12 protein-coding genes are annotated in these 13195 nt (G+C 60.4%); 4 read left to right on the forward strand and 8 right to left on the reverse strand.

What is annotated here, in order from left to right:
- Window positions 1-25 precede the first annotated feature (25 nt).
- The 8 genes from ppa to exaC form a co-directional block, all read right to left on the reverse strand.
- Complete coding sequence (gene ppa / locus H8B20_RS24595) at window positions 26-553, reverse strand: inorganic diphosphatase (RefSeq protein ID WP_003205933.1); 528 nt, start codon at window positions 551-553, stop codon at window positions 26-28.
- A 112-nt stretch (window positions 554-665) separates the two neighbouring features.
- The gene (locus H8B20_RS24600; protein WP_210624870.1) at window positions 666-1478 is read right to left on the reverse strand and encodes a M90 family metallopeptidase; all 813 of its coding nucleotides are present in this window, start codon (window positions 1476-1478) and stop codon (window positions 666-668) included.
- A gap of 4 nt (window positions 1479-1482) precedes the next feature.
- On the reverse strand, window positions 1483-2133 hold the full coding sequence (locus H8B20_RS24605; RefSeq protein ID WP_042561272.1) for a DedA family protein: 651 nt from the start codon (window positions 2131-2133) through the stop codon (window positions 1483-1485).
- A gap of 250 nt (window positions 2134-2383) precedes the next feature.
- The gene (locus H8B20_RS24610; protein WP_016773002.1) at window positions 2384-2845 is read right to left on the reverse strand and encodes a GNAT family N-acetyltransferase; all 462 of its coding nucleotides are present in this window, start codon (window positions 2843-2845) and stop codon (window positions 2384-2386) included.
- Window positions 2846-2960: 115 nt separating this feature from the next.
- Window positions 2961-3788, reverse strand: a complete 828-nt coding sequence (gene eutC / locus H8B20_RS24615; protein ID WP_414704622.1) for an ethanolamine ammonia-lyase subunit EutC — start codon at window positions 3786-3788, stop codon at window positions 2961-2963.
- A 2-nt stretch (window positions 3789-3790) separates the two neighbouring features.
- Complete coding sequence (locus H8B20_RS24620; protein WP_042561271.1) at window positions 3791-5185, reverse strand: ethanolamine ammonia-lyase subunit EutB; 1395 nt, start codon at window positions 5183-5185, stop codon at window positions 3791-3793.
- 52 nt (window positions 5186-5237) lie between these two features.
- A complete protein-coding gene (eat, locus tag H8B20_RS24625) occupies window positions 5238-6689 on the reverse strand; it encodes an ethanolamine permease (protein WP_210624872.1) in 1452 nt (483 codons plus the stop codon).
- 211 nt (window positions 6690-6900) lie between these two features.
- Entirely contained in the window at window positions 6901-8421 is a 1521-nt protein-coding gene (exaC, locus tag H8B20_RS24630) for an acetaldehyde dehydrogenase ExaC (protein WP_042561269.1), read from the reverse strand.
- Window positions 8422-8722: 301 nt separating this feature from the next.
- Here exaC and H8B20_RS24635 point away from each other — a divergent pair, with 301 nt between their 5' ends.
- The 4 genes from H8B20_RS24635 to H8B20_RS24650 all read left to right on the forward strand — a co-directional run bounded on the left by H8B20_RS24635 (window position 8723) and on the right by H8B20_RS24650 (window position 13055).
- Complete coding sequence (locus tag H8B20_RS24635) at window positions 8723-10627, forward strand: sigma-54-dependent Fis family transcriptional regulator (RefSeq protein WP_210624873.1); 1905 nt, start codon at window positions 8723-8725, stop codon at window positions 10625-10627.
- A gap of 157 nt (window positions 10628-10784) precedes the next feature.
- A complete protein-coding gene (gene mpl / locus H8B20_RS24640; protein WP_210624874.1) occupies window positions 10785-12134 on the forward strand; it encodes a UDP-N-acetylmuramate:L-alanyl-gamma-D-glutamyl-meso-diaminopimelate ligase in 1350 nt (449 codons plus the stop codon).
- Window positions 12131-12778: a flavin prenyltransferase UbiX gene (gene ubiX / locus H8B20_RS24645; protein WP_210624875.1), complete on the forward strand. Its 648-nt coding sequence runs from the start codon at window positions 12131-12133 to the stop codon at window positions 12776-12778. Before mpl ends, ubiX begins: the two co-directional genes overlap by 4 nt.
- Window positions 12771-13055, forward strand: a complete 285-nt coding sequence (locus H8B20_RS24650) for a YceK/YidQ family lipoprotein (protein WP_210624876.1) — start codon at window positions 12771-12773, stop codon at window positions 13053-13055. The genes ubiX and H8B20_RS24650 overlap by 8 nt, the downstream gene beginning before the upstream one ends.
- Window positions 13056-13195 lie beyond the last annotated feature (140 nt).

The following is a 13195-nucleotide window of genomic DNA, read 5'->3' on the forward strand; positions in this document are numbered from 1 at the left end:
CAAGCGTCACGCAGGTTGCATGGACTCAGCCTTTGTAGGCAGCAACCGACTTGGTGATCGCTTCGCGGGCGGCGTCTGCACCGGCCCAGCCTTCGATCTTGACCCATTTGCCTTTTTCGAGATCTTTGTAGTTCGCAAAGAAGTGCTCGATCTGCTGGATCAGCAGCGGTGGCAGGTCGGTGTATTCCTTCACGTCGACGTACAGCTGGGACAGCTTGTCGTGTGGCACTGCGATAACTTTGGCATCGCCGCCGCCGTCGTCAGTCATGTTCAGGATACCAACCGGGCGTGCGCGGATTACCGAGCCTGGCGCAACCGGGTAAGGGGTCACAACCAGCACGTCGAGGGGATCACCGTCGTCAGCCAGGGTGTTCGGGATGTAACCGTAGTTGGCCGGGTAGAACATTGGGGTGGCCATGAAACGGTCAACGAACAGGCAATCGCTGTCTTTGTCGATTTCGTATTTGATCGGCGCGTGGTTGGCCGGGATCTCGATCGCGACGTAGATGTCGTTCGGCAGGTCTTTGCCAGCCGGAATCTTGCTGTAGCTCATTGGGCGTTGCCCCCGTAGTTGACCAAAAACACTTGGCCGGATTGACCAAAAAGTGGCGGCGATTATAGGCATATTCTGCCGTCGACGCCATGAACCTAAAGTCGTGCAGAACTTAGTCGTGCGCCTGATAGACCGGGTCGCTGGCCTGAAGTTGCCGCAACCTGCCCAACGGGTCCTGCCGATAGAAAAGCTGCAGTTGCGCGTAGACCTGCGGATAAGCCTCGTGCAGCAGATCCGGGGCGCTGAAGAAGTATTCGCTGGTGACGGCGAAGAACTCGGCCGGGTTCTCGGCGGCGTAGGGATCGATGGCGGTTTCTGCGTCGGGATTGTCGTCGAGCTGGCGGTTGAGATCGTCGTAAGCCGTCTGCATCACATCGGCCCAGTCGCTCACGCGCATGTCGGTGTGCAGCGGCGGCAGGCCGTTGGCGTCACCGTTAAGCATGTCGAGTTTGTGCGCCAGTTCGTGAATCACCAGGTTGTAGCCCTCCCAGCCACCACTGGCCATCACGCCCGGCCAGGCGAGGATGATCGGCCCCTGCTGCCAGGCTTCACCACTGTGTTCGCCATCCCATTCGTGCTCGACGCCACTGGCATCGCGGTGACGCTGTGGGCTGAGGAAGTCGTCGGGATAGAGGACGATTTCGTGAAAACCCTGATACCAGTTCAAATCGCCCAGATGCAAAAGCGGTAATTGCGCCTGGGCGGCGAGCAGCAGGCGTTGCTCCTGATGCAATTCGACGCCGGGCAGGGCGCTCAGGTGTTTGTCTTCGAGAAACAGCACACAGGCTTCGCGCAGCCACTGATCTTCAGCGGGCGTGATGCCATCAAGAAAGCTCAGGTGATGGCGCACCCGTTGCCACATCTCGTCGGCAATCGGGTGCTTGGCCAGAATCCGCCGGCGGCGCCAGGCGCTCAGCGACCACATCGGCTTAGTGCGATTGGACTTTGGTGCCGCCGAAACGGCTGCGCACCACGCCGATGATCATCGGAATCAGCGACAGCAGAATGATGGCGACCACCAGCAACGACAGGTTTTTCTTGATGAACGGTACGTTGCCGAAGAAGTAACCCAGGGTCACCAGTCCGCCCACCCAGAGGATGGTGCCCAACACGCTGAAACCGAAGAAACGCGGGTACGGCATCCGCGCTACACCGGCGACGAACGGTGCGAAAGTCCGGATGATTGGCAGGAAGCGCGCCAAGGTCACGGTTTTGCCGCCGTGCTTGTCATAGAAATCGTGGGTCTTTTGCAGATAGTCGCGGCGGAAGATTTTCGAGTTCGGGTTGCTGAACAGCTTTTCGCCAGCCGTTCGCCCGATGACGTAGTTGGTGCTGTCGCCCAGGATCGCAGCGAGCATCAGCAGACCGCCCAACAGCACTGGGTCCATGCCGCCGCCAGCCGCAACAGCGCCGGCAATGAACAGCAGCGAATCGCCAGGCAGGAACGGCATCACCACCAGACCGGTTTCGCAGAAAATCACCAGAAACAGGATGGCGTAGATCCACGGCCCGTAGTTGTTCACCAGCAAGTCGAGGTAAACGTCGAGATGCAGGATAAGGTCGAGCGGGTTGAAATCCATGGGGGCACCTGTATGGCGGCCCTACTCAGTGGGCCTGTGCGGATGACTTCGTGTAAGCCTACAGCGGGATGTAGTTTTTCTTACAAGCCGGGAAGATCGGGATTATACGGTTTGAATGATGACGCGCGTGTTGGTTTTGTAGCGCGGGATGTCGAGGTGTGAGGAATTGTCAGAGATACGGAGTTGTGGAGACGTGAGTTTTTGTGGCGAGGGAGCTCCCCTGGCCACAAATAGACTCGTCAAACTGGCGTTATAGCTCGTCGCTGATCGGCAGCACGTAGTTCTTGAACTCTGTGTCTTCCTTGAAGCCAATCGATTCGTAGGTTTTCTGCGCCACTTCGTTGTTGGCACTGGTGGAGACGCGCATGCGCACGGCCTGGGTTTCCTTGGCCATTTTCTTCGCGGTACGGATCAGGTTGTCGGCGACCAGTTGGCGCCGAGCGTCTTCGGCGACGTAGATGTCGTTGAGGATCCACACGCGTTTGAGCGACAGCGAGGAGAAGCTCGGATACAGCTGACAGAAGCCCATCAGTTTTTTGTCGTCATCATCGGCCAGAGCCAGATAGATCACCGACTCTTTGCGGCGCAGGCGTTTTTCGAGAAACGCGCGGGAGGAATCCGGGTAAGGCAGGGAACCGTAGAACTCGCGATATTTGACGAACAACGGAGTCAACAAATCCAGATGTTCGAGGGTCGCTTGAATAATCCGCATGATAGGTCTCGTCTTCAAGTGGCTGTCTTCAACTGCTCTGACGGCGATGGGAAACCCTGGCGGCCGTGCGTCGATCCTGCCTTAAACCAGCGCAGAAACGCAATGCGGAAACGGTTCAGGCTGGGGGCGGATCGAGTAGGAAGTTTCCTTTCATGTCCGCTCCTGCGTCCGACTCCAGCGTCTGAACCTGTGCTTCGTCCTTCAGGTTGACCCCCGACAGCTGTCGCCGACAGGCTTCGCGCATCAGGTAGAGCAAGCGATGCGCCGCCATGCCGTAACTCAAGCCTTCAAGCCGTACATTGGAAATGCAATTGCGATAGGCGTCGGTCAATCCGATTTTTGGATTGTAGGTGAAATACAAACCGAGGCTGTCCGGCGAGCTGAGGCCAGGGCGTTCGCCGATCAGCATGACGACCATTTTTGCGCCGAGCAGTTGACCGATCTCGTCGCCGACGGCAACGCGACCCTGTTCTACCAGAACGATTGGGGCAATCGACCAGCCGTCTCCGCCCATTTGCTCTTCCAGCCGGAGCAGAAACGGCAGCGTATGCCGATGCACCGCCAGCGCCGATAGACCGTCAGCCACGACAATCGCCAGATCGACGCCGCCCTGGTGGGCCGCTGCGTAATCGCGCAAGGCCTGCGCGGACTCATCGCTGAGCTTGCGTCCCAGATCCGGACGTTGCAGGTAGCTGTTGCGGTCCACCGCTGCGCTGTGCAAAAGCAGGCTTTCGCGCCCACGCTCACTCAGTTGCGCACTGAGCCCGGCATGATCGAACGGCAGATGCACCGCATCCCGCGCCTGAGCGTGGGCGTACTGGAAATCCAGTTGCGCGCTGGTTGGCAGGCTGGTGCCGGTGCGGCCTAGGGCGATTCGCGCCGGCGTCAGGCGACGCAGTTCCAGCCATGGGTTTTGTGGGTCGACAGGCGGTTTATCCATCAGGCTCATCCCAGTTGCGCCAGGGCCTGGCGGAAGGCCGGCGGTAGATTGTTGCCGAAGCGGACTTTGCCGTCCGCCTGGGTGAAGATGCCCATGTTCGCCAGCCACTGTTCAAATTCCGGGGCCGGTTTCAGACCCAGCGTCTGGCGCGCGTAGAGCGCGTCGTGGAACGAGGTGGTCTGGTAGTTGAGCATGATGTCGTCGGAGCCGGGGATGCCCATGATGAAGTTGATCCCCGCCACACCGAGCAGGGTCAGCAGGGTGTCCATGTCGTCCTGATCGGCTTCGGCGTGGTTGGTGTAGCAGATGTCGCAACCCATCGGCACGCCGAGCAATTTGCCGCAGAAGTGGTCTTCGAGGCCGGCGCGGATGATCTGTTTGCCGTTGTAGAGGTATTCCGGGCCGATGAATCCTACGACGGTGTTCACCAAAAACGGCTTGAAATGTCGCGCCACGGCGTAGGCTCTTGTCTCGCAGGTCTGTTGATCGACGCCGTGATGGGCGTTGGCCGACAAGGCACTGCCTTGCCCTGTTTCGAAATACATCAGGTTTTGCCCGAGGGTGCCACGGTTCAGGCTTAATCCGGCGTCGTAGCCTTCCTGCAACACATTCAGATTGATGCCGAAACTGGCATTGGCCGCCTCGGTGCCGGCGATCGACTGAAATACCAGATCCAATGGCACGCCACGGTTGATCGCCTCGATGGAGGTCGTGACGTGGGTCAGCACGCAGGCCTGGGTCGGGATGTCGTAGCGCTGGATGATCGCGTCGAGCATTTCCAGCATCGCGCAGATCGAGGCGATGCTGTCGGTGGCCGGGTTGATGCCGATCATCGCGTCGCCGTTGCCGTACAGCAGGCCGTCGAGAATGCTCGCGGCGATGCCGGAGGGCTCATCGGTGGGGTGATTCGGTTGCAGGCGGGTCGACAGGCGCCCGTGCAGACCCAGAGTGCCGCGAAACTTTGTGACCACGCGGATCTTCTGCGCCACCAGCACCAGATCCTGCACGCGCATGATCTTCGACACGGCGGCGACCATTTCCGGAGTCAGGCCTGGGGCAAGGGCGCGCAGACTGGTTTCGTCAGCGGCGTCGCTGAGCAGCCAGTCGCGAAAACCACCGACGGTGAGGTGGCTGACCACGGCGAAGGCCGGTTTGTCATGAGTGTCGATGATCAGCCGGGTGACTTCATCGGCTTCGTAGGGAATCAGTGCTTCCTGTAGGAAATGTGTCAGCGGAATGTCGGCCAGCGCCATTTGCGCGGCCACGCGTTCGCCGTCGTTGAGTGCGGCAACACCTGCCAGAAAGTCCCCGGAACGCGCCGGGCTGGCCTTGGCCATGACGTCCTTGAGGCTGTCGAAGCGGTAGGTCTGGGCGCCAACCGTGTGAGCGAAACTCGCCATACAGAATTCTCCGTGACGGCGCAGGTCTGTCCTGCGCCGTGGTTTTCGGCAGTCAGTGCAAGGCTTTTTCAGCGTTCTGAATCGCCGCGAATTCTTCTTCCGGCGTACCTGCTACCAAGTGATGTCGACTGTAGAAAGCAAAGTAAGCAATTAACACTCCATAGATGATAGCGGCGCCGATCACGACCCGTGGGTCGACCAGGAACCCCGCGATGACGGCGATGCAAGCCAGCACCAGCGCCACGCCGGAGGTGAAAATGCCGCCGGGCGTGCGGTACGGCCGATCCATTTTGGGGCGGCGGATGCGCAGCGTGATGTGCGCCGCCATCATCAGTACGTAGGAAATGGTCGCGCCGAACACTGCGACCAGAATCAGCAGGTCGCCCTGCCCGGTCAGCGACAGACCAAAACCGATGATCCCTGGAATGATCAGTGCCAGCACTGGCGCCTTGCTTTTGTTGGTCTGGGAGAGTTTTCGCGGCAGGTAGCCTGCGCGCGACAAGGCGAAAATCTGCCGCGAGTAGGCATAGATGATCGAGAAGAAACTGGCGATCAACCCGGCCAGGCCCACGAGATTGACGAAACCGCCCATCCAGGTCGAGCCGCCATAGGCTTTGCTCAGCGCTTCAACCAGCGGGTTGCCCGACGTCAGCAGCGAATTGGCACCCGCACCACCAGGCCCGACGATCAGGATCAGCAGGGCAAAGGCCAGCAGCACCAGCATGGCGCCGATGAGTCCGCGTGGCAGGTCACGTTTCGGGTTTTTGGTTTCTTCGGCGGCCAACGGCACGCCCTCAACGGCGAGGAAAAACCAGATCGCGTAAGGAATCGCCGCCCAGACGCCGACATAGCCGAACGGCAGGAAAGGGCTGGCGCCGGCAGCGCTGGTCACCGGGATGTCGAGCAGGTTGGCGACGTCGAAGTGCGGCACCATCGCCACCAGGAACACGCCGAGCGCCAGCGCGGCGACGGCAGTGATGACGAACATCAGCTTCAATGCTTCGCCGACCCCGAAGATGTGGATGGCGATAAAAATGATGTAGAACGCCAGATAAATCATCCAGCCGCCGATGCCGAACAGCGACTCGCAATAGGCGCCGATGAACACGGCAATTGCGGCGGGTGCGATGGCGTATTCGATAAGGATCGCGGTCCCGGTCAGGAAGCCGCCCCACGGGCCGAACGCGCTGCGGGCAAAGCCGTAGCCGCCACCGGCGGTGGGAATCATCGAGGACAGTTCGGCCAGGGAAAAACACATGCACAGATACATGGTGGCCATCAGCAGCGTCGCGAGGAACATCCCGCCCCAACCGCCCTGCGCCAAGCCGAAGTTCCAGCCTGCGTAGTCGCCTGAGATCACATACGCGACGCCAAGCCCCACCAGCAGAACCCAGCCGGCGGCGCCTTTTTTCAATTCGCGTTGTTGGAAGTAGTCCGAGCCGACTTTTTCAAAGTCGACGGATGAGCCGGTCGCCGGAGCGTCAGCGGGGGATTCGATAGGCATAGGGTTCACCATTTTTATTGTTTTATTGGCCCAGTTGCAGAGCCAGGGACCATTGGGTTGAATCGCACATCGCTTTCGCGAGCAGGCTCGCTCCCACACTGGATGTGTGTCGGGTCGAGCATTGCGGGGCACGCAATTCCCTGTGAGAGCGAGTCTGCTCGCGAAAGCGGTCGAAAGGGCGAGCCAGGAATACCTGCCTCGCCCTGATGCTTTAGAAGAAGCCCAGCGGATTGATGTCGTAGCTCACCAGCAGGTTCTTGGTCTGCTGATAGTGATCGAGCATCATTTTGTGGGTTTCACGACCAACGCCGGACTTCTTGTAGCCGCCGAACGCGGCGTGCGCCGGGTACAGGTGATAGCAGTTGGTCCAGACGCGACCGGCCTTGATCGCCCGGCCCATGCGGTAGGCGCGGTTGATGTCGCGGGTCCACAGTCCGGCGCCGAGGCCGAACTCGGTGTCGTTGGCGATGGCCAGGGCTTCGGCTTCGTCCTTGAACGTGGTGATGCTCACTACCGGGCCGAAGATTTCTTCCTGGAACACGCGCATCTTGTTGGTGCCTTTGAGCAAGGTCGGCTGGATGTAATAGCCGGTCGACAGATTGCCCTCGAGTTTTTCCACTTTGCCGCCGGTCAGCAGCTCCGCGCCTTCGCCCTTGGCGATTTCCAGGTAGGACAGGATCTTGTCGAATTGCTGCTCGGACGCCTGGGCGCCAACCATGGTGTCGGTGTCCAACGGATCGCCACGTTTGATTTGCAGGACTTTCTTCATCACGACGGCCATGAACTCGTCGTAGATCGATTCCTGAACCAGTGCGCGAGAAGGGCAGGTGCAGACCTCGCCCTGGTTGAAGAACGCCAGCACCAGACCTTCGGCAGCTTTCTCGATGAAGGTTGGTTCGGCCTGCATGATGTCTTCGAAGAAGATGTTCGGCGATTTGCCGCCCAGTTCCACGGTGGACGGAATGATGTTTTCAGCAGCGCATTTCATGATGTGCGAGCCAACCGGCGTCGAGCCGGTAAAGGCAATCTTGGCGATGCGTTTGCTGGTCGCCAGCGCTTCGCCGGCTTCTTTGCCGAAGCCCTGCACAACGTTCAGCACGCCCGGCGGCAGCAGGTCGCCGATCAGTTCGACCAGCACGGAAATACCCAGCGGCGTTTGCTCGGCAGGCTTGAGCACCACGCAGTTACCCGCCGCCAGCGCTGGCGCGAGTTTCCAGGCGGCCATCAGGATCGGGAAGTTCCACGGGATGATCTGGCCGACCACACCCAGTGGTTCATGGATGTGATAAGCCACGGTGTTGCCGTCGATTTCGGCTGCGCTGCCCTCCTGCGCGCGGATGCAACCGGCGTAGTAGCGGAAGTGGTCGGCAGCCAGCGGGATATCGGCATTTAGGGTTTCGCGGATGGCTTTGCCGTTGTCCCAGGTTTCGGTGATCGCCAGCAGTTCGAGGTTCTGTTCGATACGGTCGGCGATTTTCAGCAGGACCAGCGAACGCGCCTGCACCGAGGTTGCACCCCAGGCATCAGCGGCGGCGTGGGCGGCATCCAGTGCCTTGTCGATGTCTTCGGCAGTGGAGCGGGGGAATTCGGCAATCGGTTGGCCATTGACTGGCGAGGTGTTGGTGAAGTACTGACCTTTGACAGGCGCGACGAACTCGCCGCCGATGTAGTTACCGTACTTGCTCTTGAACGAGACTTTGGCGCCTTCAGTACCGGGGTGAGCGTAACGCATGATGATGTTCTCCTTGGCTTTGTACTTATTAGAGAAACGCGCAAGTGCGCTTGCTATAAGCGTAGAGCAAAGGTCGGGCCACCGCCGTGCGGGTCATGTAAATCAAGGCGTTGCGTGGTTTCTGTCGGACGGGCGGAACGCAGCTGTGACGGTTTTGGTACAGGCTGAGTGACAGTTTGTACCGCTTTTGGCACAGCCGGTGACCGGGCAGTCTTGCCAGCATTGCAAACGCTGGTTGGCTGGAGGATGCTGGGCGTCACCTCAGCATTGGGCCGTCGAGCTTCGGGGAGAACAATAAGAAATGCACAACAATCATTTGAGTCGCCATGCCCAACAGGTGCTCACCGTTACCCAGGGCAAACCGCACCTGCACGGGCCCGGAGCCGATCCGTCGATAGCCCGCTCGTGGCTGCGCTGTGTTGAGGACTATCACCTCGATCCAGCGCTGAGCATGGCGCCTACCGTGCTCGAACATGGGCGCGTTCTTGAAAGCCGCGAGCGCCTGCAACAGGTGTTGCAGATTGCCGGCAATGAAATGAGCAGCCTGCATCAGCAACTCTCCGGTGCCGGACACGCGGTGCTGCTGACCGATGCCCGTGGGGTGATCCTCAACTGCGTTACCGCGCCGGCCGAACGCAAGATTTTCGAGCGTGCCGGCCTCTGGCTCGGCGCCGACTGGAGCGAAGCCTGTGAAGGTACCAATGGCATCGGCACTTGCCTGGTCGAACGCCAGGCGCTGACCATTCATCAGGATGAACATTTCCGCGGGCGCCACACCGGCCTGACCTGCTCGGCGAGCCCGGTGTTCGATCCGCACGGCGAATTGCTGGCGGTGCTTGATGTGTCCTCGGCACGTCACGACGTCTCGCGGCAGAGCCAGTTCCACACCATGGCGCTGGTCAATCTGTCGGCGAAGATGATCGAGAGCTGCTACTTCCTGCGCTGTTTCGATAATCAATGGTTGCTGCGCTTTCATTTACAGGCCGAGTCCGTCGGGCTGTTCAGCGAAGGGTTGCTGGCATTTGATGGAGAAGGGCGGATCAGCGCAGTCAACCAGAGCGCACTGAACCTGCTTGGGCACATCCGCGGTGGATTGCTCGGTAAACCTGTCGAGGCGTTTTTTGATTGTTCGCTGGATGAATTGCTCGGTCGTGCGAGTGCCAATGCCAGCGCCAGTTGGCCGTTACGCACCCGCGACGGGCGAAATCTGTTTGCGGTGTTGCGTGGCGAGTCGCGCAAAACAATGCCGATCATGCCTGCGCCGGTCGTGGCGCAGGCTCCGCGCCTGTCGGGGATTTGTCTCGGTGACGCGGCGTTGCAGGCGGACTTTCGCAAAGCCCTGCGGGTTTTCGAGCGTGATGTGCCGCTGTTGATCAATGGTGAAACGGGCTCCGGCAAAGAGGCTTTCGCCAAAGCTGTACATCAGGCCAGTCAGCGCGCGAGCAAAGCCTTCGTTGCCCTCAATTGCGCGGCGATTCCTGAAAGCCTGATCGAAAGTGAGCTGTTCGGCTATCGCGGAGGCAGTTTTACCGGCGCGCGCAAGGACGGCATGCGCGGCAAACTTCAGCAGGCCGATGGCGGCACATTGTTCCTTGATGAAATCGGCGACATGCCGTTGGCCTTGCAGACCCGTCTCTTGCGAGTGCTTGAGGACCGGCAAGTGGTGCCGATCGGCGGCGAGCCGGAAGCTGTCAACGTGCGGATCATCAGTGCGACTCACCGCAATCTTCTGGAGCGAGTCGAGAACGGCAGTTTTCGCGAGGATCTGTATTACCGGCTCAACGGCCTGGAAGTGGCGTTGCCGGCGTTGCGTGAGCGCAGTGATAAATCGCAGCTACTGGATTTTCTGCTGGCCGAAGAGGCGGGCGGCGACGTGTTGGTGATTGATGAGCCGGCGCGTCAGGCGTTGTTGGCGTTCAACTGGCCGGGGAATGTGCGGCAGTTGCGCAATGTGCTGCGTACGTTGGCGGCGTTGTGTGATGAGGGAAGGATCGGGCTGGAGGATTTGCCGGTGATGATTCGCCAGGCACGGCCACAGGTGTTGGAGGTTTGCTCATCCGAACATCCGCTGGAGGATGCCGAGCGGTTGGCGTTGCTGAATGCCCTGGAACAGCAACGCTGGCATATGACGCAGACGGCGCAGCAGCTTGGGGTCAGTCGCAATACCCTCTATAGAAAGCTGCGTAAACACGGGATTGCCCGCTAAACCGCGCCGCGCCGTTCGCGAGCAGGCTCGCTCCCACAGGGTTAGCGCCAACCTTGTGGGAGCGAGCCTGCTCGCGAAGGCGTCGGCAAAGGCGAAACACAAGGTGCGATTTCCCCCTCCCTACGCTAACCTGCGGCCATGTTTTACGAGGTCGACTATGCACATTCATATTCTGGGTATCTGCGGGACTTTCATGGGCTCGATGGCGGTTCTGGCCAAAGAGCTGGGCCATCACGTGACCGGCTCCGACGCCAACGTCTATCCGCCGATGAGCACGCAGCTCGAGGCCCAAGGCATTCAGCTGACGCAGGGCTACGATCCGGCTCAGCTCGATCCGGCGCCGGATCTGGTGGTGATCGGTAACGCCATGTCGCGCGGTAATCCGGCGGTGGAATATGTGCTGAACAAAGGCCTGGCGTACGTCTCTGGCCCGCAGTGGCTGGCTGATCACGTGCTGCAAGGTCGCTGGGTACTGGCCGTTGCCGGCACCCACGGCAAAACCACCACCAGCAGCATGCTCGCCTGGGTGCTGGAGCACGCCGGCATGAGCCCGGGTTTCCTGATCGGGGGCGTGCCGCAGAACTTCTCGGTGTCCGCCCGTTTGGGCGGTACGCCGTTTTTCGTGATCGAGGCCGACGAGTACGACAGCGCTTTCTTCGACAAGCGTTCGAAGTTCGTGCACTACCGCCCGCGCACCGCGATCCTCAACAATCTTGAGTTCGATCACGCAGACATCTTCCCCGATTTGCCGGCCATCGAACGGCAATTCCACCATTTGGTGCGTACCATCCCGAGCGAAGGCCTGGTGATCCATCCGACCACCGAGCCTGCCTTGCAGCGGGTAATCGAGATGGGCTGCTGGACCCCGGTGCAAACCACAGGTGCTGGCGGTCAGTGGCAGGTCAAATTGCTCAGCGAAGACGGCTCGGCCTTTGAAGTGATGTTCGAAGGTGTGTCCCAAGGCACGGTCGAGTGGGAATTGACTGGCCAGCACAACGTCGCCAACGCCCTGGCTGCGCTGGCGGCTGCGCGTCATGTGGGGGTGGTGCCGTCGATGGGCATCGCCGGGTTGAGCGCGTTCAAGAACGTCAAACGCCGGATGGAAAAAGTCGCGGAAGTGCGCGGCATCACCATCTACGACGATTTCGCCCATCACCCGACGGCGATCGCCACCACGCTTGATGGCCTGCGCAAGCGCATCGGTGATGCACCGTTGATCGCGATCATCGAGCCACGCTCCAACTCGATGAAACTCGGCGCGCACCGTGACGGTTTGCCGGACAGCGTGAACGATGCCGATCAGGTGATCTGGTACGCCCCGGCCAACCTTGGCTGGGATCTGGCCGCCACCGCTGCGCTGTGCAAGGTGCCGTCGATTGTCAGCGATACGCTGGAAGGCATCATCGAACGCGTGAAAAGCCAGGCTCAGCCCGGTACTCACGTGGTGATCATGAGCAACGGCGGCTTCGGCGGCCTGCACGGCAAACTCGCCGAGGCGCTGCAATGAACACTTTTGCGCAGAACGGCGGCCCGGAGCGCATCACGCTGGCGATGACCGGTGCATCGGGCGCGCAGTACGGTTTGCGCCTGCTCGATTGTCTGGTGCGGGAAGATCGCGAGGTGCACTTCCTGATCTCCAAAGCCGCGCAACTGGTGATGGCCACCGAAACCGACGTCTCGCTGCCGCCCAAGCCGCAAACGATGCAGGCGTTCCTGACCGAATACACCGGGGCCGCCGCCGGGCAGATCCGCGTGTACGGCAAGGAAGACTGGATGTCGCCGGTGGCCTCGGGCTCTGGCGCGCCAGCGGCGATGGTGGTTGTGCCGTGCTCGACCGGGACGCTGTCGGCCATCGCGACGGGTGCCTGCAACAACCTGATCGAACGCGCAGCCGACGTCACCTTGAAGGAGCGTCGCCAGTTGATTCTGGTGCCGCGCGAGGCGCCGTATTCGAGCATTCATCTGGAGCACATGCTCAAGCTGTCGAACATGGGCGTGACGATTCTGCCGGCCTCACCCGGTTTCTATCACCAGCCGCAGACTATCGATGACCTGATCGATTTCGTTGTCGCGCGGATTCTCAATCTGCTGGGCATCCCGCAGGACATGCTGCCACGTTGGGGTGAGCATCATTTGAGCAGCGATGAATAAGCTGCTGGTGATGGTGCTGGCGCTGCAACTGGCCGGGTGCGCCACTGCGCGCACGCTGGACGCGGCCAAACCGGGCGCGCCGGTGGTGTATTCCGGGACGCGGCTGGATTTGTATGCGTTGAATGGCGGGTGTTGTGCGATGGATCGATTCGGTGCCGAGGCGCCGAGTTATCCGGGTGTGGACCTGCCGGCGAGTGCTTTGCTGGATACGCTGCTGTTGCCGTTGTCGCTACTGACCGTGATCGGCGTGGGTTTTCAGGCGACTGGCGGGTTGTAAAGATCAAAAGATCGTAGCCTTCGGCAGCTCCTACAGGGTGAAATGAAGATCCGTGCAGGAGCTTCCGAAGGCTGCGATCTTTTGATCCCGGAAGTGCTGCGCACTCCATCGCCAGCAGGCTGGCTCCCACAGGTTTCTCG

The organism is Pseudomonas sp. P42, assembly GCF_017973755.1.
Classification (GTDB): domain Bacteria; phylum Pseudomonadota; class Gammaproteobacteria; order Pseudomonadales; family Pseudomonadaceae; genus Aquipseudomonas; species Aquipseudomonas iridis.

What these genes read in the sequence shown, in the direction of transcription:
- ppa (WP_003205933.1), bottom strand. Translation starts at nt 553, where the DNA reads ATGAGCTACAGCAAGATTCCGGCTGGCAAAGACCTGCCGAACGACATC.
- H8B20_RS24600 (WP_210624870.1), bottom strand. Translation starts at nt 1,478, where the DNA reads ATGTGGTCGCTGAGCGCCTGGCGCCGCCGGCGGATTCTGGCCAAGCAC.
- H8B20_RS24605 (WP_042561272.1), bottom strand. Translation starts at nt 2,133, where the DNA reads ATGGATTTCAACCCGCTCGACCTTATCCTGCATCTCGACGTTTACCTC.
- H8B20_RS24610 (WP_016773002.1), bottom strand. Translation starts at nt 2,845, where the DNA reads ATGCGGATTATTCAAGCGACCCTCGAACATCTGGATTTGTTGACTCCG.
- H8B20_RS24620 (WP_042561271.1), bottom strand. Translation starts at nt 5,185, where the DNA reads ATGGCGAGTTTCGCTCACACGGTTGGCGCCCAGACCTACCGCTTCGAC.
- eat (WP_210624872.1), bottom strand. Translation starts at nt 6,689, where the DNA reads ATGCCTATCGAATCCCCCGCTGACGCTCCGGCGACCGGCTCATCCGTC.
- exaC (WP_042561269.1), bottom strand. Translation starts at nt 8,421, where the DNA reads ATGCGTTACGCTCACCCCGGTACTGAAGGCGCCAAAGTCTCGTTCAAG.
- H8B20_RS24635 (WP_210624873.1), top strand. Translation starts at nt 8,723, where the DNA reads ATGCACAACAATCATTTGAGTCGCCATGCCCAACAGGTGCTCACCGTT.
- mpl (WP_210624874.1), top strand. Translation starts at nt 10,785, where the DNA reads ATGCACATTCATATTCTGGGTATCTGCGGGACTTTCATGGGCTCGATG.
- ubiX (WP_210624875.1), top strand. Translation starts at nt 12,131, where the DNA reads ATGAACACTTTTGCGCAGAACGGCGGCCCGGAGCGCATCACGCTGGCG.
- H8B20_RS24650 (WP_210624876.1), top strand. Translation starts at nt 12,771, where the DNA reads ATGAATAAGCTGCTGGTGATGGTGCTGGCGCTGCAACTGGCCGGGTGC.